We start from the raw sequence: 19,148 nt of genomic DNA, 5'->3' as shown, positions 1-19,148 counted from the left end.
GACGCTGACGATGGTGGCTTGGAGTGGCTGCGTTGGGTCGGTTTGGTGCATTCGCCGTCGGCCCGGATTCGGCCAGGAAGGGCGTGTGCAATTGATCGCCAGCGAGCGTGGTGATGCGCGGGTCTCGTGGTTTTAGGCCACCCAGACTTTCACCAGTGAAAACGGTCCAACTGACGGTGGAATGAAACAAACCGAAATCCGCTCCGTTGATAGTGTTGTCGGCGGCTATCGGCGCCCGGGTCGAACCGTACCGGGACGACCCTACGGTCGGCCAGTCACGCGTTGCACCATCCCGTAGAGCACGGACATCTGCAAGCCGCTCTTGAGCGCGTAGTTCGGGTCGTATTGATTGGAGTAGCCCCACCAGTCGAAGCATGCGTTCGGGTTGGTCGGCCCCGGCGCAGACGACGCGAACGTGTCGGGATACACGACCACAAGCTTGTTCGTGTCGGCCCATTCGTTGATGCCGGCCTCGGTTACCCAGCGGTTGCCGATCAGTGATGCCTCCTGCAGACAGCCGTGCAGAGCGAGCACGAATCCACACGTTTCACCCTTCGCGCAGGCTTGGGGAACAAAAACGCTGCCTGTCGAACTCATCGAAACGTTTTCGGACGCCCCGAACTCCGTTTGATCGAATGAAGACAGCGTACCATTCAGCGCTCCGTTTTCGCGCGGTTTCAATGGGCCGAGGAACATCGTCAACCACGTCTTGACTGAATCGTAGACTTCGCCATTGGCCGAACAGCGCACCATGTAGGGACTCCCGAGAGTGCCGCACGCAAGTTCGCCGTCAGGCGATTCCCAGCCGTGCTCGGCGGGAAATGTATTGTCAAAATGAACATTCGCTCCGTAATGTGCGTATTCCGAGTCAAGGTCGGCCATCTCACGTGGATTGACGACCTCGTCCAGCGTGCCGGACCACAGATAGACCGGCTGTCCACGCAGATTCGTCGCCGGGTCGATGGTCCCGATGGACGATTGCGCGTCAAGGTACGCCTCGGATGGCACCAGCGTGCTGTTATACGACGCCTGATTCGTCGGAAGAGTCTCGCCGCCACAGTTCGCCAAAGCCGTCGCGGCTCCTCCGGCGCCTGCACACCAATACACCCCGCCAGCGTACACAGCGGCTCCCTTGAAGGTAGACGAGTGAGCAACGTGCATCTGCACTGCCGCGAAACCGCCTGAGGAGATACCTGCAACGAAGACTTTCGCCGGATCAATCTTGTAGCGCTGCAGCTTGACGATTGCTGAAGGGGCCGACGCACTGTCCAAGGTTAGACCCGCGGAGCCGGCTACCGCCTTCTCCTGTGCCGATGTTCCGGCCGAATCGCCACTGCCGCCACACCCGGCAACGCCGATCGCTAGTGCAAACGCCGGCGCTAACCGCCGGCCCAAAGCCTTCGTTGTCATTGTCGTCTCCTCGGCGGGGCAACTTACACAAGTGCATCACTCCGACTATCGAACTGGGCGCGGTTTCGCCTTCCGCCAAAAGCTCGCCAACACTAGTGATCGACAAAGCACGCATGTTTGCCGCGTACGGTGTGCCCGGCGATATCCAGCGTAGCAAAAATCGCTCCCGCAGCACGGTCTCGGTTTCCTCTCGCGAGGGCTTGGTCCGCATGTCGGCAAACGCCTGCTGCGGCATATCGGAATGACGGACAAGGTTATGAGGCTCACCTTGAAATTCATCGCGTGAAAAACCGCTAGCCTCAATGAACGCAGCGTTCGCATGTAGCTTTGCGCATCGGTTGTCGACATCAACGTCGCATTGTCCGGAATTTCAAACTCGCGCTGCCAGATTGGCCGGTTGTTGCGCATACCTCTTTTCCCCGAAAAGAACGATGCGGACTCGTCCGGTGTGGACGTGTCGTGAAAGTAGCATCAGGACGAGTAAGCCCTCGTTGCGATGAGGATGACTCTCCTCCCCAGTGAATAGGGTTTTGCGGATCACGTTGACGACTCACGCTATACCAATGTCAGCAGCGCGTTATTCATTCCGTGCGCGGAACGCCGTTGTCAGTACTCGGCCTGTCTAGCTCAGCCCGGGTTGAAGCTGCTGGCACTCTGTTTGAACCAAAGTCGATCAGGCCCTGTGCCGCTTCCAGATCATCCCGGAAATGTACCAAGGTGTGGTCCAAAACTGGTGGCGACAGGCAATGATGCGTAGTGCGGAAGCGCATTATGAGGGCATCAAAGCCTTCGGAAACTGACCAGACGGAAGATCTCAAGGCGATTACTGCCCCGACGCTCGTACTGCATGGAGACGACGACCAGATCGTACCGATCGCCGATGCGGCGCTGAAGTCGATCAAGCTGTTAAAGAACGGGACACTGAAGACGTACCCCGCTTTTCCGCACGGCACGTTGACGGTGAACGCAGAGGTGCTCAACGCGGATCTGCTCGCCTTCGTGCACAATTAACGTTTAGCATAGGCCCGCTTCGGCGGGATTTTTGGTGCGGCAATGGTTTCGATCGGCCGCTCGACACCGTTGTCCCCGTCAGGTCTCGGTTGTTCGACTTGGATGCGCCAATCATGGACAATCTGGATCAGGATTCCGTGATCCAGTGTCCCCAATGTTCTTCGTCGAGATAAACCCGATGATTCCACTCCACCGTAGTCCGGCTTTTTACCAACTCCTTTCCGACAGTTACGCCCGGCTAGTCGGTCACCGGCTGGTTCCGCGCGTCATGTCCGTTATTAAAGCGACCGAATGGCTCTATGAACATGCCCCATTCGCGGTACTCGCGCACAATACCGATCCAGACCCGGTCTTTATTTACGGCAACAAGGCCGCACAGCGCCGCTTTGGATATAGCTGGAATGAAATCACCAGGTTGCCGTCCCGGCTTTCCGCCGAGGCCCCGAATCGTGAAGAACGGCAGCAATTCCTTGAACGCGTGCAGCAGCTCGGCTACGAGACGAACTACAGGGGCGTGCGTGTCACCAAGTCTGGCGAGCGCTTCATCATCGAGCAAGCCACACTGTGGCAGCTACTCGACGCGGACGGCACACTGCACGGCCAGGCGGTGGTCATCCCACGCACGCGCGACATCTGATCGCGCGAAGAACTGTGTGGGACGCACGATCGTGTATGGCGCGCCCGAATCGCGAATGAGTTTTTCCTGCACGATCTTGGCGCGGAAATAGCCGCTTTGCGAAAGCCGGTCGGTGCCAACGACAGAAAGCGCGACGTGATGCCGGACACCGGCCTCGATTTCCGCCGCGAACAGATTGCGGCCCGATGTTTCGAAGAAGGCCAAAACGGCGTTGTCCTCGAACGAAGGTGAATTGGCGAGATCGACGACGACGTCGCACCCCTCGAGCGCCTCGCGCAGTCCTTCGGTGGTGAGCGTATTCACGCCCGTTGCCGGCGAAGCCGCGACGGCGGTATGACCGCGCTCACGCAGATTCTTCACCACCTTGCCGCCGATAAGTACCGTACCGCCAATGACGATGATCTTCATGTAGTTTCTCCGTGCGATATTGCCTCTACATATTTCCGCCGCGCGGGGCGCCATATTCGGCGTGCGCGGCGACGGCGGTCCATCCACGAGCGATCGTCGATCGTACGTACGCGCTGCTTCCTGCGGTAGATCACATAATCAGCAGGACTATTGAAGATGAGCTCGACTACCCGGCATGCGCAGCCGGTTATCGCCAACCTTGGCAAAAATGATTCAGGCGAACTTGTATCTTCCCGCTACGCCGTGCGCGTGGGTGACGTCGATGTCGTGTCGATCAGTGATGGCGTTCTGCCGCTGCCCACCTCTACCATGTCACTAACGTGAGCGAAGCAGACCGCAACGAATGGTTCGATGGTCGTTTCCTGCAACGTGACATGTTCGACTGCGCGCTGAACATTGCGCTCGTGCGCAGCGGCGAACGCCTGATCCTGATCGACTCGGGTGGGCGACGGCTTCGAATACTTCTCGCGCGCCGGTCGGTCGGTGATGCGCCTGGAATCGGCCGGCATCGACCTGGCTGCGACTACCGATATCGTGATTACGCATATGCACATGGATCACGTCGGCGGGCCGAACGTTGCTGGCGTCAAGGCCAAGCTGCGCCCCGACGTGCGTATTCACGTGTCGGCCGCGGAAGTGGAGTTCTCGAAAAATCCGGACTTCAGCAAGACGGTGATGCCGGAATCGGCTCCTCCCGCCCTTCGCAAGGCTGCGCGTCATCACCTAGGCATTGCCCCGATCATCGTTATTTCTACAATACCCCATCCGAACAGAATGAAGGCAAAGGTCTTACGCGCGCTTGTTGGGCCGGCCAAGAAAATAAATTGCTGGAAACCTCAAAAAACACGTAACCTATAAAGAACATACCTGCGGCTAAACTCCCCGCCGCACATTTAGATCTTAATGCACTCATCGGAAAAGACATTTCGAGATGGACCTGATTCAGAAAATATCATCGGCTTATAAGTCGGGCGGCACCCGAAACTTGCTAAGACGTGCCTTTAGTTACATTGATACTCGCGCTCGCCTGAAGCTCTTCAGTGCAGCGCCACCGTTTCTCGGAAAACCAAAGAATGATTCAGCCGTAAAGATTCTTGCGAAGCAAGCAGGGGACGAACAATCAATCGAGATGCTGATGTGGCTTGTTCCCAATCTCAATTCGCTGAAATCGGATGATCAGTTGACCATTGCGGTCCCAAACTACTGGAAAAAGGTATTTGGGATGGTTCGTCCGTTGTTGCTGAACGGCAGGCTGGAACTGTGTCCTATCGGAGAATATTCTCCGCAGGTGCGCCTGATGGTAATCAACCGGGCAATGTTGAATCAGATTCCGCCACAGTACGCAGAGAGGATCGCGCAGATGCAAGTGCCGTTTGCGAATGGCGCGTATATCGTTATTGCCGACAGGAGTCTCCGCCTCAGTACGGTGCCCAATCCCGAGTCACCGAGGCAACTCGCGGAGCAAGTGGCGGACAACAAGGCGCCGGGCGACGTAGTCATCGTCAGCAGGTACGGTTTTCAGTTTGCGGTGCGAACCGGCACAATGGATGAGGGTATTGTCGATGAGGTAAGGTCCGAATATCTCGACCAACTGTCAGGAATCGACTTCCATGGCACTACCGTACTCGATCTCGGCGGCCATATCGGTTCGTTCTCTATCCAGGTCAGTGCGCTGTTGAAACAGCCCATGCAGATAATCATTGTCGAGCCGGCACCTCGTAATGCCGAGTTGATTCGGAAGAACATCGACCTCAACCAGCTCCAATCTTCGATGGAGCTGAAGGAGATGGCAGTGTCTTCGGCGTCTGGCGTGGGCACGCTGTTTATTAGCTCCGACAACACTGGCGGAAATAAGCTGAACATGGTCGAGCACTCCTCAGCGGAGACAGTCGAGGTCCCCGTAACGGATTTTCCGACGCTACTGCGGGGCTTTTCGTCGGAAATCCTGGATTTGTTGAAGATTGATGTCGAAGGCTCGGAGCATGCCATTTTGTTTCCACACGGCCGACTGTTGTCACAGAAGGTTCGCGTGATCGTTGGCGAGGCAGGCGCATCTGATAGGGGTGACGGTTTGGCATTTTTGCGGTTCCTCGAGCAAAATGGCTTTACCGTGAGCCATAAAGGCAACGAATCCCAGTTGATTTTCCTGGCGGTTAACAAGCATCTCAACTAGCGATTGCCGCTGCGCACAGACGTAATGGCGCTCTACTCCATCGCCCTGCTTGGCACGACGTGCACTGGGGCACCGATGCCACGACCGCTACGTGCTTCCCTGCGACGCCTTCCGTTATCATTTCGCAAACATGCGCGGCATTTGCCGTTATCCCATAGGTAGTCTCTAAGCTTTTCCCCGTCATTGCGGGACGCGCTCTGAAGTCAGCGATGAAAGTCGATCTAGCCACCCTATACCTTCTCGTGATTGGAACTTTATTAGCCAGTTCCGCCATGATGTATTGGGAACACCTGTCTCATCCGAGACACATCGACGACCCGTCACGCTCCTCGCGTTCGACCTCTACCTTGGCGAAAATTTGACGAACACTACGGATATGCGGATCGAAACCAGATTTGATCGCTCAGTAATGTGGCATGCACCTTCATCGTCAAGGATCGGTGAGAGGTATGCTTAATCGCCCGCTACCGCCCGAGCTCACATCGCCAAACCGCCGCTTGCGCACGTAGGCCCAACACATGGATGCACACAAACCCGTCACGCGGCCGACACAGCCAATGCCCCGTCCGGTGCTGGTCTGGGACGCGCCGGTGCGACTGTTTCACTGGCTGGTGGTCGTGCTGGTCGCTGCGGCTTATATCACCCTGAAGCTGAACTGGATCGACTGGCACGTGCGCGTCGGCGAGACGCTGCTCGCCCTGGTTATTTTCCGGCTGCTGTGGGGCTGCTTTGGCAGCGAGACCGCGCGCTTTCGCAGTTTCGTGGCGTCGCCCGCGGCCGCGCTTCGTCATTTGCGCCGGCTGTTTCATCGCGAACCGGATGTACAGGTCGGCCACAATGCAGCCGGCGGCTGGATGGTTCTATTTCTGCTCGCCTTGCTGCTGACCGAGACGCTGAGCGGGCTCTACGTCAACAACGACATCGCCGACGAAGGCCCGTTGAGCGAACTCGTGCCCGCGTGGCTCGCCAACGCAATCTCGGCGCTGCATGGGCTGGTCTGGTACGTGCTGCTCGCGGCCGTCGCGCTGCATGTGCTCGTGATCGCCGTCTACGCGGTAGCGAAGGGACACAACCTGCTTCGTCCGATGCTGACCGGCTACAAACTGCTGCCCTCGTCCGTGGACGCGCCGCGGCAGGCGCCAGCGCTGCTGGCGCTGCTGCCGCTCGGCGTCGGCGTTGCCGTGGTGATGCTACTCGCGGCATATCTGTGAGCAAGCCGCGCACCCAATCTCGGCGCGGCTACCGCGCCTGCTTCAGCTTCACTTCGGCGGCGTCACCTGGCCACGAATCTCGCCGTCCGGATTGTTCTTCGTGTGAACGTTGATGTACATCTCACCCGCTTCGAACATCTTGGCTTCGTCCGGAGATAGCGTGGCCTGACCGGTGATCGGGCTCGTCACCTCTGTGGAGCCTTTCTGCGAGATCCAGACTTTTACGCCGGCGTTTTTACCGGCCGGGGCGGGTCCGTGGAAGTGCGCCATCGTGGTCGGACTCGTCAATCCGCTGAAGGTGATGTTCCAGGTGACGACCCGTGTGCTGGCGTCGTACGTGAGCTTGGCGTTGCCGCTGCCCGGAGTTTGCACCGGTGGAACCTGTTGAGCGCCCGTCAAAGGCACCGCGAACGAGACGGGCGCCGCTTGCGCCAGGGTCAGCGTACCCGCTAAGGCCAAACCACCGAACACCATGAAAGCGCGCCGCGTGATGGATCGTGACATCTGGTTTTCTCCTGTTGGGTTTGCCCTTGGTGAACGGGCGATTATTGAAGACTGCAGAAGAGCTCGTCGACGTCGTAGATAGCCGAACAAGTGAGTCAAGCATAGACGCAAGCCGGCCGTTACGCGAAGTTCGCATCAGGCCGAACTCTGGTCAGGGCATGACGACCGCCCCGTTAAGTCGACGTCCCACAAGTGTGGACAGCGAGCCGAAAGGAAAACGATGGGCGAAAATCGTTGAAAAATCGATCCAAAGCGAAAAATTCTTCCGGTACGATATGCGCTTTGCGCGAAGGCAGCGGATGTAACCGGCGCGACCTCGTATTGCGCCAGGCGCCTTCATGGATCACACCCATCGTTACGCTGCCATGTCCATCCCGAACGCGCTAATCGGCATCGCGATTCTGTCCTGCCTGATGAGCGTCGCCGTTCTAGGCTCGCTGTTTCACACTCAGGTTCCGGGGATACGTCGTTGGTGTGTGGCGAGTGGTCTGCTGGCCGTCACGGCCACGCTCCTCCTGTTCCGCAGGTCTGATCTCGTCGTACTGGGCGCGAGCGTATTGCTGCTCGTCGCGTCGCTCCTCGCGATTCACGGCTTCCGGCAATTCTTTCATCGCCCGCCATCGGTAATCTGGGAGTACGGCGCGCTGTGCGCGATCCTGGCGGGACTCATTTATTGGACTTACGTGTCGCCTGACGTCAGTGCCCGGGGCGCGATGATCTCGGGTTTTCTCGCCTACATCCGATTTGTGATCGCCTGGATCGTGCAACGGTATCGGCCGGCGGGCAGACCGAAATACGGCTACCACTTCGTGGCTGTTGCCGCGGTGTTGGGGGCGGTCGTCCACGCAGCCCGCTGCGTCGTATATGGGTCGGGGCTAGCGCATGAATCGGTCTTTCTGGAGGAAACGCCGCTAAACGTCGCATTTCTCGGCATGGCGATACTGACTTTGCCATGCCTGTCGGTCGGCATGGTAATGCTGGCTCATGACCGGCTGGCGGAGCGGATGGAACGCCTCGCCACCATCGACGATCTGACGGGCGCGCTCGGACGGCGCGCTTTCATCGCGCGCGCGGAGGCGCTGTTCGAGTTGGCAAAGGTGGCGAAGTCGAAGCTGTCCATCGCGATCCTGGACATCGATAACTTCAAGGGCATCAATGACCGATACGGGCATGCAGCCGGCGACCAGGCCCTTGCGCATGTTGCCTTGACGATATCGCGCGAACTACGGCAAACCGACGTCCTTGGCCGCATCGGCGGTGAAGAGTTTGCGCTGCTGATGCCACTGACCGGCAAAGACGAAGCGGCCCATCTCACGAACCGGTTGCGCGCACTCGTCGCGGCGTCTGTCGCGCGTGCTCCGACCGGCGACGTCGCCTGCACACTCAGCGCTGGCGTCGACGAATGCGGTAATGGCGATACCGTTGCCTCGGTGATGGCGAGAGCCGACACGGCGCTCTATGCAGCGAAAGCCAACGGCAGAAACTGCGTGATGGTTGCAGCGTCTTCGCAGCCTGCCGATGGCCGCGTTTTCAGTTTTCCGGCTTAAGGAAGTTTCCGCGCTGGGGACTGCCCCTGCAAAAAAACCGGCATGCAGTCGCCCGCATACCGGTCTGTGTTCGGCCCGTCCGCGTCACCGCGAACAGGGCCGTCGCGCTGATTCGCGCTTTACTTGCGCTTCAATTGCGATATATCGCGCACCGCGCCGCGATCGGCCGAAGTCGCGAGCGCCGCATACGCCTGCAATGCCTGCGACACCACACGCTCGCGATTGGTCGGCTGCCATGCGTCGGCGCCGCGCGCTTCCATCGCCGCACGACGGCGTGCGAGCTCTTCATTCGACACCGCCAGATGCATCTTGCGCTGCGGAATGTCGATCTCGATCACGTCGCCGTCTTCGACCAGACCGATCGTGCCGCCTTCCGCCGCTTCCGGCGACGCATGGCCGATCACGAGACCCGACGAGCCGCCCGAGAAACGGCCATCGGTAAACAACGCACAGCTCTTGCCGAGGCCCTTCGACTTCAGATACGAAGTCGGGTACAGCATTTCCTGCATGCCCGGACCGCCCTTCGGGCCTTCGTAGCGGATCACCACGACGTCGCCCGGCACGACCTTGTCACCGAGAATCGCATCGACCGCGTCGTCCTGGCTTTCGAACACGCGCGCGCGGCCCGAGAACAGCCACTGCGATTCGTCGACACCCGCGGTCTTCACGATACAGCCCTTCTCCGCGAGGTTGCCGTACAGCACCGCGAGGCCGCCGTCCTTCGAATACGCGTTTTCCTTGCTGCGGATACAGCCGCTCTTGCGGTCCGTGTCGAGCGTCGCGTAGGTCGCTTCCTGGCTGAACGCGACCGTGGTCGGAATGCCGCCCGGCGCCGCGCGGAAGAATTTCTGCGCTTCGTCGCCCGCGCCGCCGGCGATGTCCCACTTCGCGATCGCGTTGCCGAGCGTTCCGCTATGCACGTTGCCGCACGACAGATCGAGCAGGTCTGCGCGCGCGAGCTCGCCGAGAATACCGATGATGCCGCCCGCGCGATGCACGTCCTCGATGTGGTATTTGTCGGTCATGGGCGCGGCCTTGCACAGGCACGGCACCTTGCGCGAGATGCGGTCGATGTCCGACATCGTGAAATCGACGCCCGCTTCCTGTGCGGCGGCCAGCAGGTGCAGCACGGTGTTGGTCGAGCCGCCCATCGCGACGTCGAGCGTCATCGCGTTTTCGAAGGCCTGCTTGGTGGCGATGCTGCGCGGCAGGACCGAGGCATCCTCTTCCTGATAGTAGCGGCGGCACAGATCGACGACCAGGCTGCCCGCCTGCTCGAACAGCCCCTTGCGCCATGCGTGCGTCGCGACGACCGTCCCGTTGCCCGGCAGCGCGAGGCCGATCGCCTCGGTCAGGCAGTTCATCGAATTCGCCGTGAACATGCCCGAGCACGAACCGCAGGTCGGGCACGCGCTGCGCTCGACTTCGGCGACTTCCGCGTCGCTGATCTTCGGATCGGCCGCCTTGATCATCGCGTCGATCAGGTCGATCTTCGCGATCACCTGGCCGTCGGTCGGCGACTTGACCTTGCCCGCTTCCATCGGGCCGCCCGACACGAAAACGACCGGAATGTTCAGGCGCATCGCGGCCATCAGCATGCCCGGGGTGATCTTGTCGCAGTTCGAGATGCAGACCATCGCATCCGCGCAGTGCGCGTTGACCATGTACTCGACCGAGTCCGCGATCAGTTCGCGCGACGGCAGCGAATACAGCATGCCGCCGTGACCCATCGCGATGCCGTCGTCGACGGCGATCGTGTTGAATTCCTTCGCCACGCCGCCGGCCGCTTCGATCTGCTTCGCGACCAGCGCGCCCAGGTCGCGCAGATGCACGTGGCCCGGCACGAACTGCGTGAACGAGTTCACGACTGCGATGATCGGCTTGCCGAAATCGTCGTCCTTCATGCCGGTCGCGCGCCACAGCGCGCGGGCGCCGGCCATGTTGCGGCCATGAGTCGAAGTGCGTGAGCGATAGTTGGGCATCTGTATCCTCAGGTATTGCTGTTATCGGTTTTGAGCGCCCGCGCGGGCGTGGGGATCGCAGCGCGGAGTCGGCGCTGGAAACGAATAGTGCAAGAACGCCAGTAAGACGTCCAATATATTTTTTCTGCGCGATTAGGTCGCAAAAGATATTAAACGACGCAGCGACCGCTTATCCGATCTACGCCGCTCCACTTCAGTCAAAGCGAAGGGCCGATGAAGCGATGCTTCATCGGCCCTTCGTGCTTTCAACGCTTTTAACGCGTCTGCGCTCTTACATCTTCACGACGTCGAGCAGCGACTTCTTGCCATCCTTGTAGTCGTACAGCGAGATCACGCCATGCTGAAGGTCGCCCTTCGCGTCGAACGTCGTTTCACCGGTCACGCCCTTGTAGTTGGTGCTCGACACCTTGGCCAGCACCTTCGCCGGGTCGGTCGAGTTCGCGCGCTTCATTGCGTCGACGACGATATACACCGCGTCGTACGTGAACGGTGCGTCGAATTCGATCGGATGACCGAAGCGCTTCGTGTACTTCGCCGCGAATTGCGCGCCGCCGTTCATGCGCTCGACGGCCATGCCGGCCTGCGAACACACCACGTTGCCCGCCGCCGGACCGGCGAGGTCCGCGAGGCTTTCGGTGCACACGCCGTCGCCCGACAGCAACTTCGCGCGCAGGCCCAGCTGACGCGCCTGCTTCGCGAACGGACCGCCGGTCGCGTCCATGCCGCCGTACATGATCGCGTCGGGATTCTCGCCCTTGATCTTGGTCAGGATCGCGCGGAAGTCGACCGCCTTGTCGTTGGTCGCGTCGTGCGAGACGACCTTCAGGCCGAGCGACTTCGCGGTCTTTTCGAATTCGTTCGCGAGACCCTGGCCATAAGCGGTCGAATCGTCGACCACGGCCACGGTCTTCACGTTCAGGGTCTTCGCGGCGTAGGCGGCGAGTGCCGGACCTTGCTGTGCATCGGTCGCGACGACGCGGTAAGTCGTCTTGAAGCCCTGCTGCGTGTAGGCCGGGTTCGTCGACGACGGCGAAATTTGCACGATGCCCGCGTCGCTATAGATCTTCGATGCCGGAATCGACGCGCCCGAGTTCAGGTGGCCGACCACCGCGACGACCTTGTCGTCCACGAGTTTCTGCGCGACCTGGGTTGCCTGGCGCGGGTCGCCCGCGTCGTCCTGCGCGTCGAGCACGAGCGTGACCTTCTGACCGTCGATCGTCAGACCCTTCGCGTTGATTTCCTCGATCGCGAGGCGCGCGCCGTTTTCATTGTCCTTGCCGAGGTGGGCGGAGCCGCCCGTCAACGGACCGACGTGACCGATCTTGACGACCTGATCCGCATTTGCCGTACCGGCAATGCCCGCGAATGCGACGACTGCCGCGCTGAGCGGCAGCAGTTTGTGAAGCTTGAACGACATACGACACATCTCCTCTTTACTTACCTTGCCAACCGGACGGCTGGGCAATTCGCCAGTTCCGCCATTTTTGGTGCAGCACGATAACGCAAAACCGCCGCAAGCGACAAATTCGCGCGCAATGGGATTGGCGCGGCGTCAATGAGCGGTCGTTTCGTCGCTCAATTGAAGCGGGAGATTGCGCGTTCGATTTGCCGAGGGAATCGTCTGTAAAAGTGACGAAATAAGCGGCAACTCAGCCAATAAAGCTGAATCTCACGCTTATTCTTCGGCAACGGTACGGAGCAATCAAGGCTTGAAATCGGCCAGCATCACGCCCTCGCGGATATGCGCGAGAGCGGCCGCCACATAGTCGACGATCGGCGCCGGCGGATGGTCCGGCTTCGCCCACACGAAGCCCGAGCACTTGTGCGGCTCCATGTTCGCCGGTTCGCCTTGCCATGAACGGCACGCGAAAAAGAAGCTGATGCGGTTCGTGTCCGAGTCGCGCCGCATCACGAGCTTGAATTCGAGTTCGCCGGGCGCAATCGTCACGCCCGCTTCTTCTTTCGATTCGCGAATCGCACACTCTTCGATCGATTCGCCAGGTTCGAGATGGCCGGCAATCAGCGCGTATTCGCCGTCCCTGAAACCGGTATTCGCCCGCTGCGTGAAAAGGCACTCGCCCTGCCCATTCAGAAACAGCACGTTCACGTCGACGACGCTTTGCATTCGGCTCATTTGCTTGCAGCCATCGTGATGGACTAGGTGCGCTGAGCGGTCAGCAGCTTGATGCCGAGCGCGACGAAGACGAGGCCGCTGCCGCGTTTGATCGCCGCGATCCACCGGCTGGCTCCGACGCGCTTATGGATACCTCGCACGCCGAGCGAATAAATGGTGTGTACGAGCGCGACGGTGACCGCGATCGTCAGATACATCACGATGAACTGTTCCGGCAGGCCGCGCTCGTGGTCGATGAATTGCGGCATGAACGCCGAAAGAAAGATCATCGTCTTCGGATTGCTGCCCGACACGAGTAAGGCTTCGCGGAATACTTTGCTGCGCTCGAACGTATGAGCGGGCGATGCGACGCCCGTGGGCTGCGCGGCCTGCGCTGCCTGCCTGTTGCCGCCGCCGCGCAGTTGCCTGATGCCGAGATACATCAGATAACCCGCGCCGAGCACTTTCATCGCGATGAAGAGCGGCGGCAGGGTCGTCAATACCGCGCCGACACCGAGCGCCACGAGCGCGACGACGACTCCTTGCGCGAGCAGATTGCCGGCAACGCTCGCGGCCGCGCCGCGGTTTCCATAGCGAACCGAGTTGCGGATCACCAGCAGAACGTTCGGTCCCGGCGAAATGGTGGTGAGCAGATAGGCAGCGGCGAAAAGCAACCAGGTATGGAATGACATGTCAGGCCCGGGAGTTCGTTGGGATTGGATTCCAACAGACCAGACATGATGACACGGAAAAAAACGCCGCGACCGGCGTCATCGCGCGGACCTCCTGAAGCGGCGTTCGATACGCGCAATCGAGATCGCCGAGATATAGAGCGTGGTGGTCGCGCCTTGCAGCACCGGATAGCCGATCTTGCGCTCGATGAATTCGAAGCTCAGATTGAACGTCGAGAAGAACAGCACGACCAGCAACGCGAGTTCGCACCACACGACGGTAATCTGCCAGCGCAGCGAAAGCCTCAGCAACAGATAGCAATTGGCGACCAGCACGGCAATCGCGACCGCGCCGCCCAGCAGCTTCTGCAGTAAGGCCGCGTCGATGCCGAGCGCGGGCACGCCGTGGTTGATGCCGGCCATCCAATGCGGCACGGACCGCGCACGCGACCCGCTATCGGTGTCCGACGCGCGGCGGCGGCAAGCGGCGCAATCGCGCGCCCCGCCTCAACGTTTGGAGGCCGTCACCAGTTGCAGCGGCGTCTCGATCACCCTCGACAGCTCGCGCTGCTTGCGTCGCTCGGTCACCGCCTTTAATGCGAAGTCGATGCCGAACACGGTCTGGCGGTCGGCGAACTGGTTCATCGTCGCGAGCACGCGGCCGTCGGCGAGCAGCGGCTTGATCGCATCGATCGCGTCATAGCCGGTGACGTAGACACCGCCGCCGCGGCCCGCGTCGCGAATCGCGTCGACCGCGCCCATCGCCATGTTGTCGTTGCCGCATAACAGCGCGCGAAGCTGCGGATGCTCGGCCAGCATCTTCGCGGCCACGTCGCGGCCCTTGCCGTACTCCCAGTTACCCGACTCGACCGCGACGACCTGCACCTTCGCCGCATCCATCGCGTCGCGGCTGCCGGCCGTGCGCTGCTGCGCATTGCTGCTCACCGAATTGCCTTCGATGATGCCGACCTGATCGCCGGGCTTCAGCCGCGTGGCCAGATACTGGCCGACCTGCTTCGCGCCGCTGCGATTGTTCGGCCCGACGAACGGCACCGAGATGCCGGCGGCCGCCTGCGTCGCGTCGTCGAGCGGGTTGTCGATCGTGATCGTGATGATGCCGGCCTTGATCGCGCGTGCGATCAGCGGGATCAGCGCCTTCGAGTCGGTCGGCGCGATCACGATCGCGTTCATCTTCGCCCTGATCATCTCGTCGACCATGCGGATCTGCGCGGCGGTGTCGGTCTGCCTGGCCGTGCCGCGAATCGTCAGGCTGAATTGCGACGAGAAGTGCTGCTGGTAATTGCGCGCGGCGTCGACCATCGCGACCGTGAACGGGTCCGACATCGATTTGAGCACGAGCGCGATCTTCGGCTTCGCGCCGGGCAGTACCTGGGCATGGGCATCGTCCGCGAATCGCGCGACGCCGGTGAGACCGGTTGCTGCCAGCGCGCCCGCGAGCAGCACGCGGCGGCGCATGTTCTGCGTCATGGCTTGACTCCTTCGCGGAGGTGCTGGTTGCGGACGGACTGGTTGCCGATGTGCCGATCGAACGACGCGACGCTGGCGACGATTTCGTCGAACAGCGGCCGGCTGTCGATGTCTTCGCTCAGACAACGCGTCTTCAACGCGGCCAGTTGCCCGGCGATGTCCGCTTGCGCGTCGCAACGCTCCAGCAGTTCTTCGAGCAGACAGCCGTACGCCCTCACTTCGAGCCGCTGCAACGCGATGGCGAGCTCGCGATCGCCGGCATCGAAAAACGACGCCGCGCCGAAATCGCCGAGCAGCGCGCGCCCCGCGCCGCCATGCAGGATATTGTGCGCGTACAGATCGCCATGCATTACGCCACGCCGATGCAGATGACTCGCGACCTTCGCGATGCCGCTCGCGATACCGAGCACAGTCTCGAGGTCGAAGCACGCGTCGTCGCGATAGATATCGCGGGTGCACGATGCGAGGCTCGGCGGACCGGCCAGACTGGCGAAGCGCGGATCGATCAATCCCATCACGAGGCCATGCGTGTCCGACGGATGCCCGATCACCTTGCCGAGCACGGGAATCAGGTTCGCATGTTCGCCGCCGCGAATGCAAGCAGCCATTTCGCAGTCGGGCAAACCGTCGCTCGTCACCGCGCCCTTGAACAGCTTGACGGCGACCGCACGCGGCGCGGGTTCGTGGTCCGCGTGCAGCGCCGCGCGATAGATGACGCCCGATGCGCCCTCGCCCAGCGGCCGTTCGAGCCGCAACGCATCCCAGCGAATGCCGCTGATCGGTGTGTCGATGAGCGCCGCCTGTTCGAGCGCCGCGTTGAACGGATTGCCCGCATACGCGAGCCACGCAAGCCGCGGCAGACGCAGCAACCAATGCGGTAACGCGTCGAACCGATTCGCCGCGAGCCGCAGCAGTTCGAGCCGCGTGCATGCGGCCAGTTCCTCGGGCAGCGCGCGCAGCCGGTTGCCGGCGAGCATCAGCTTCTGGAGTTGCGTGCAGCGGCCGAGTTCAGCGGGCAAGCTTTCGATGTCGTTGTCGGTCAGAATCAGCCAACGCAACAGCGGGGGCAGCGCGCTCGCCGGCACCTCGCGGATGCGATTCGACTTGAAGCCGATCATGCTCAGTTGCGCGCATTCGCCGAGCACACCGGGCAGTTCGGTGAACGGGTTGTTGGACGCGAACAGGATGCGCAGTTTGCGCAGGCGCGGCAGATCGTCGGGCAGCGTCGTCAGTGCATTGTTCGACAGGTCGAGCACTTCGAGCGTATCGGCGAGATCGAAAATCTCGCGCGGAAATTCGCTGAGACCGCACGCGAGTTTGAGTTCGCGCGTACCCGCCAGTTGCCCGGCCCGCAGTTGTTCTAAAGTCGTGGTCACAGTCGTGGGAAAGAAGATCGGGTAGCGCGCGCAGCGCGTCGTACCGAAGCTATCGATTTTACTGAGTCAAAGGCCATCTGGGGTTCTCTGCGGTACAGTGACGTGATCGCCGCGATGCTCACGACAGTCGCGGCCGCGTCGAATGCGAATGAGACAGCAATATCCGGAGGGCGTTCAGGCGACGCGAGCGGGAAACTCCCGAGTATCGGCGCAGCCTTCATACAGCTTTCCGCGTCCGGTCGTTCAAGCACGTCCGTCTCGCGGGTCTTGCGCCTCCACCCTGTCAGGAGCCTGAGAAAGTGACGTACGCGTACAAGTTGATCGATTCGCCGGTCGGTCAGTTGAAGCTCGTGGCGAAAGGCGAATGCCTTGTCGCGATTCTATGGGAACACGACAAGCCGAATCGCGTGCGACTCGGCGAAATGGGCGAAGCGAACGAGCTGGCGGTGCTCGTCGAAACCGAGCGGCAATTGCGCGAGTACTTCGCGGGCACGCGCCAGACCTTCGATCTGCCGCTCGATTTTCAGGGCACCGAGTTCCAGAAGCAGGTCTGGCGCGCGCTGCTGACCATCCCGTTCGGCCAGACGCGCAGCTACTCGGAGATCGCGCAGCAGATCGGCAAGCTAAATGCAGTGCGCGCGGTGGGCGCGGCAAATGGCCGGAATCCGATTTCGATCGTCGCGCCGTGTCATCGCGTGATTGGCGCGTCGGGCGAGCTGACGGGGTTCGCCGGCGGCCTCGCCAACAAGATGCTGCTGCTTTCCCTGGAGGCGGGGCAGACGTCGCTCGAAGCAGCGGCCGATGACGCGCAGCGGCCCGCGCCGGAAGGAAAGGCGGCGCGGCCGGTCAGGGACGGTGCATCCGCGAAACCGGCGCATCACCCGCCGAGCCGGGGAACGCAGGGATCGCTGTTCGGTAGCTGAAGCCGCGCAGACACAGCACAACGCGCCACCCGTCGGCCGTAATCGCCGATGCTTCGTCCGCGATCAACGCCATCGGCCGCGCATGCAACACCTATCCTTGAGATGCCCGTTGAGGTTTCGAACAGGAGGATGACATGCGCATGCTTCTCAACATACAAATACCGAACGAACCGTTCAGCACACTCGTGCGCGAAGGCCGAATCGGCGAGCTGATGCAAAAGATCCTCGAGGACATGAAGCCGGAAGCCATCTACTTCACCGAGCAGCAGGGCAAACGCGGCGCGGTGGCGGTCGTCGATGTCGCCGATGCATCGGCGATTCCCGCACTCGCCGAACCATGGTTCCTGAAGCTCGACGCCGAGTGCGAACTGCGCATCGCGATGCTGCCCGATGATTTGATGAAAGCCGGCCTCGACGCGCTAGGCGACAAGTGGAAGTAGCGCGGCCCTCAGGAATGCCCCGCCGATAGCTGCAGCAGCATCGAAGCCGCGGCCGTCGCGGCGACCTGGCAGCCGAGCACGATATGCTCCTCGGCCGTGTCCTCGATGAAGTCGTGACTCACGCCGCCGATGCTCGGCACGAACATCATGCAGGCCGGCATGCAACGCGCGATCACCTGCGCGTCGTGTGCGGCACCGCTCGGCATGCGCAGCCATTGGCCCGGCGCGATCGCTTCGGCGGCTCGCGCGATGTGCTCCGAGAGTGTGGCGTCCATGCTGACGGGCTCGATCGGCTCGTCGATCGTCTGCAAGTCGACGCTTATGGCGTTGTGCGCATTGAAGTCGCGCACCAGTTCCGCGAGCGCGTGCTCCATTGCCTGAAGCCGTGCGGGGTTCGCGTCGCGGAACTGCAGGTACATGTCGGCAGCGCCGGGTACGACGCTCATCGAGCCCGGATCGAGATCGATGCGGCCCACGGTCCAGACGGTATCCGCGTCGGCCAGTTGCGTGAACGCGTCGTTCATCCGCGCGATGAATGCGACGAGCGCCGCGCCCGCGTCGCGGCGGATCGCCATCGGCGTCGTGCCCGCATGGTTGCGCTGACCCGTGAAGCGCAGCCGCGATTCGCGCAGCCCGACGATCGTCGTGACCACGCCGATCGATTTGCCGATCGCTTCGAGCCGCCCGCCCTGCTCGATATGCGGCTCCAGATACGCGACCTGGCGACCTGCCTCGAAACGCGCGCGCGGCCGGCCCGCGAGGCCCGCCGCCGCCAGTACATCGGTGAGACGTTCGCCCTGCCGGTTGGTCGCGCCGCGAATCGATTCGTCGACCGCCTCGCCGACGAAGCTGCGGCTACCGAGCAGGCCCGAGAACGTGCCCTCCTCGTCGATCCACGACGCGACGTCGACGGCGAGGTGCCGCGTCGCGTCGTTCTCCGCGAGCGCGCGGGCGATTTCGAGCCCGTAGATCACGCCCATTGCGCCATCGAGCCAGCCGCCGGTCGGCTGCGTGTCCGTGTGTGAACCGATCACGAGCGCGGGACCGGTGTTGCGCGAACGTCCGAACACGGTGCCCACGCCGTCGATGCGCGCGTCGAGCCCCGCCTCCGTCATCCTGCCGACCAGCCATTCGCGTGCCGCAAGATCGACCGGCGACAGCGCGAGCCGGACCACGCCTGGGCCGGCCGCGCCAAATCCGCGCAGCCATTTGAGGTCGGCCATCAGCCGGTCCGGATCGATCTTTACCACGTTG

The 19,148-nt window shown here is 61.6% G+C and carries 16 protein-coding genes and 4 pseudogenes; 8 read left to right on the top strand and 12 right to left on the bottom strand.

Annotation, left to right across the window (positions count from 1 at the left end; genetic code table 11):
• Positions 1-261: 261 nt before the first annotated feature.
• On the bottom strand, positions 262-1,410 hold the full coding sequence (locus AB3X96_RS19350) for a prolyl oligopeptidase family serine peptidase (RefSeq protein ID WP_368590937.1): 1,149 nt from the start codon (positions 1,408-1,410) through the stop codon (positions 262-264).
• 208 nt (positions 1,411-1,618) lie between these two features.
• Positions 1,619-1,818 (bottom strand): annotated as a pseudogene (locus tag AB3X96_RS19345) (hypothetical protein); the annotation flags it as partial.
• Positions 1,819-2,104: 286 nt separating this feature from the next.
• Between AB3X96_RS19345 and AB3X96_RS19340 the strand changes: the two are divergent.
• Positions 2,105-2,421 (top strand): annotated as a pseudogene (locus tag AB3X96_RS19340) (alpha/beta fold hydrolase); the annotation flags it as partial.
• A gap of 178 nt (positions 2,422-2,599) precedes the next feature.
• On the top strand, positions 2,600-3,058 hold the full coding sequence (locus AB3X96_RS19335; RefSeq protein ID WP_368591066.1) for an MEKHLA domain-containing protein: 459 nt from the start codon (positions 2,600-2,602) through the stop codon (positions 3,056-3,058).
• Positions 3,059-3,064: 6 nt separating this feature from the next.
• Here the strand turns inward: AB3X96_RS19335 and AB3X96_RS19330 are convergent.
• Positions 3,065-3,466: pseudogene (locus AB3X96_RS19330) on the bottom strand (SDR family oxidoreductase); the annotation flags it as partial.
• 156 nt (positions 3,467-3,622) lie between these two features.
• Here AB3X96_RS19330 and AB3X96_RS19325 point away from each other — a divergent pair.
• From AB3X96_RS19325 to AB3X96_RS19315, 3 genes and pseudogenes are all read left to right on the top strand, one after another.
• Positions 3,623-4,180, top strand: a pseudogene (locus AB3X96_RS19325) (MBL fold metallo-hydrolase); the annotation flags it as partial.
• Between the two features lie 217 nt (positions 4,181-4,397).
• The gene (locus tag AB3X96_RS19320; protein WP_368590936.1) at positions 4,398-5,639 is read left to right on the top strand and encodes an FkbM family methyltransferase; all 1,242 of its coding nucleotides are present in this window, start codon (positions 4,398-4,400) and stop codon (positions 5,637-5,639) included.
• 518 nt (positions 5,640-6,157) lie between these two features.
• Entirely contained in the window at positions 6,158-6,850 is a 693-nt protein-coding gene (locus AB3X96_RS19315) for a cytochrome b/b6 domain-containing protein (RefSeq protein WP_368590935.1), read from the top strand.
• A 48-nt stretch (positions 6,851-6,898) separates the two neighbouring features.
• On the opposite strand, the gene AB3X96_RS19310 is transcribed toward AB3X96_RS19315, so the two are convergent.
• Positions 6,899-7,354 (bottom strand): CHRD domain-containing protein, encoded by a 456-nt coding sequence (locus tag AB3X96_RS19310; RefSeq protein ID WP_176106716.1) that lies wholly within the window; start codon positions 7,352-7,354, stop codon positions 6,899-6,901.
• A 338-nt stretch (positions 7,355-7,692) separates the two neighbouring features.
• On the opposite strand from AB3X96_RS19310, the gene AB3X96_RS19305 reads away from it, so the two are divergent.
• Complete coding sequence (locus AB3X96_RS19305; protein WP_368590934.1) at positions 7,693-8,901, top strand: GGDEF domain-containing protein; 1,209 nt, start codon at positions 7,693-7,695, stop codon at positions 8,899-8,901.
• Between the two features lie 119 nt (positions 8,902-9,020).
• Here AB3X96_RS19305 and ilvD read toward each other — a convergent pair whose 3' ends face one another.
• The 7 genes from ilvD to AB3X96_RS19270 form a co-directional block, all read right to left on the bottom strand.
• A complete protein-coding gene (ilvD, locus tag AB3X96_RS19300; RefSeq protein ID WP_368590933.1) occupies positions 9,021-10,883 on the bottom strand; it encodes a dihydroxy-acid dehydratase in 1,863 nt (620 codons plus the stop codon).
• A 271-nt stretch (positions 10,884-11,154) separates the two neighbouring features.
• On the bottom strand, positions 11,155-12,300 hold the full coding sequence (locus AB3X96_RS19295; protein WP_176106719.1) for a branched-chain amino acid ABC transporter substrate-binding protein: 1,146 nt from the start codon (positions 12,298-12,300) through the stop codon (positions 11,155-11,157).
• A gap of 285 nt (positions 12,301-12,585) precedes the next feature.
• Positions 12,586-13,017: an NUDIX domain-containing protein gene (locus AB3X96_RS19290; protein WP_368590932.1), complete on the bottom strand. Its 432-nt coding sequence runs from the start codon at positions 13,015-13,017 to the stop codon at positions 12,586-12,588.
• A 23-nt stretch (positions 13,018-13,040) separates the two neighbouring features.
• On the bottom strand, positions 13,041-13,688 hold the full coding sequence (locus AB3X96_RS19285) for a LysE family translocator (protein ID WP_368590931.1): 648 nt from the start codon (positions 13,686-13,688) through the stop codon (positions 13,041-13,043).
• A gap of 78 nt (positions 13,689-13,766) precedes the next feature.
• The gene (locus tag AB3X96_RS19280) at positions 13,767-14,090 is read right to left on the bottom strand and encodes a hypothetical protein (protein WP_368590930.1); all 324 of its coding nucleotides are present in this window, start codon (positions 14,088-14,090) and stop codon (positions 13,767-13,769) included.
• A gap of 84 nt (positions 14,091-14,174) precedes the next feature.
• Positions 14,175-15,155: a substrate-binding domain-containing protein gene (locus AB3X96_RS19275; protein ID WP_368590929.1), complete on the bottom strand. Its 981-nt coding sequence runs from the start codon at positions 15,153-15,155 to the stop codon at positions 14,175-14,177.
• Positions 15,152-16,531, bottom strand: a complete 1,380-nt coding sequence (locus AB3X96_RS19270) for a leucine-rich repeat-containing protein kinase family protein (protein WP_368590928.1) — start codon at positions 16,529-16,531, stop codon at positions 15,152-15,154. The genes AB3X96_RS19275 and AB3X96_RS19270 overlap by 4 nt, the downstream gene beginning before the upstream one ends.
• A 299-nt stretch (positions 16,532-16,830) precedes the next feature.
• Here AB3X96_RS19270 and AB3X96_RS19265 point away from each other — a divergent pair, with 299 nt between their 5' ends.
• Both AB3X96_RS19265 and AB3X96_RS19260 read left to right on the top strand, forming a co-directional pair.
• Complete coding sequence (locus AB3X96_RS19265) at positions 16,831-17,454, top strand: methylated-DNA--[protein]-cysteine S-methyltransferase (protein WP_368590927.1); 624 nt, start codon at positions 16,831-16,833, stop codon at positions 17,452-17,454.
• A 134-nt stretch (positions 17,455-17,588) separates the two neighbouring features.
• Complete coding sequence (locus AB3X96_RS19260; protein ID WP_368590926.1) at positions 17,589-17,894, top strand: panthothenate synthetase; 306 nt, start codon at positions 17,589-17,591, stop codon at positions 17,892-17,894.
• An 8-nt stretch (positions 17,895-17,902) separates the two neighbouring features.
• On the opposite strand, the gene AB3X96_RS19255 is transcribed toward AB3X96_RS19260, so the two are convergent.
• On the bottom strand, positions 17,903-19,144 hold the full coding sequence (locus AB3X96_RS19255) for a Zn-dependent hydrolase (protein WP_368590925.1): 1,242 nt from the start codon (positions 19,142-19,144) through the stop codon (positions 17,903-17,905).
• Positions 19,145-19,148 lie beyond the last annotated feature (4 nt).

The organism is Paraburkholderia sp. BR13439 (assembly GCF_040948805.1).
Classification (GTDB): domain Bacteria; phylum Pseudomonadota; class Gammaproteobacteria; order Burkholderiales; family Burkholderiaceae; genus Paraburkholderia; species Paraburkholderia youngii.
The sequence above is the reverse complement of the archived record's forward strand: the minus strand, read 5'-3'. Positions and strand labels throughout refer to the sequence as shown.

Excerpts from the sequence above, each read along its gene's own strand:
- AB3X96_RS19260 (WP_368590926.1), top strand. The coding sequence starts at position 17,589 with ATGCGCATGCTTCTCAACATACAAATACCGAACGAACCGTTCAGCACA.
- AB3X96_RS19315 (WP_368590935.1), top strand. The coding sequence starts at position 6,158 with ATGGATGCACACAAACCCGTCACGCGGCCGACACAGCCAATGCCCCGT.
- ilvD (WP_368590933.1), bottom strand. The coding sequence starts at position 10,883 with ATGCCCAACTATCGCTCACGCACTTCGACTCATGGCCGCAACATGGCC.
- AB3X96_RS19305 (WP_368590934.1), top strand. The coding sequence starts at position 7,693 with ATGGATCACACCCATCGTTACGCTGCCATGTCCATCCCGAACGCGCTA.
- AB3X96_RS19275 (WP_368590929.1), bottom strand. The coding sequence starts at position 15,155 with ATGACGCAGAACATGCGCCGCCGCGTGCTGCTCGCGGGCGCGCTGGCA.
- AB3X96_RS19335 (WP_368591066.1), top strand. The coding sequence starts at position 2,600 with ATGATTCCACTCCACCGTAGTCCGGCTTTTTACCAACTCCTTTCCGAC.
- AB3X96_RS19285 (WP_368590931.1), bottom strand. The coding sequence starts at position 13,688 with ATGTCATTCCATACCTGGTTGCTTTTCGCCGCTGCCTATCTGCTCACC.
- AB3X96_RS19290 (WP_368590932.1), bottom strand. The coding sequence starts at position 13,017 with ATGAGCCGAATGCAAAGCGTCGTCGACGTGAACGTGCTGTTTCTGAAT.
- AB3X96_RS19320 (WP_368590936.1), top strand. The coding sequence starts at position 4,398 with ATGGACCTGATTCAGAAAATATCATCGGCTTATAAGTCGGGCGGCACC.
- AB3X96_RS19280 (WP_368590930.1), bottom strand. The coding sequence starts at position 14,090 with ATGGCCGGCATCAACCACGGCGTGCCCGCGCTCGGCATCGACGCGGCC.
- AB3X96_RS19310 (WP_176106716.1), bottom strand. The coding sequence starts at position 7,354 with ATGTCACGATCCATCACGCGGCGCGCTTTCATGGTGTTCGGTGGTTTG.
- AB3X96_RS19350 (WP_368590937.1), bottom strand. The coding sequence starts at position 1,410 with ATGACAACGAAGGCTTTGGGCCGGCGGTTAGCGCCGGCGTTTGCACTA.
- AB3X96_RS19295 (WP_176106719.1), bottom strand. The coding sequence starts at position 12,300 with ATGTCGTTCAAGCTTCACAAACTGCTGCCGCTCAGCGCGGCAGTCGTC.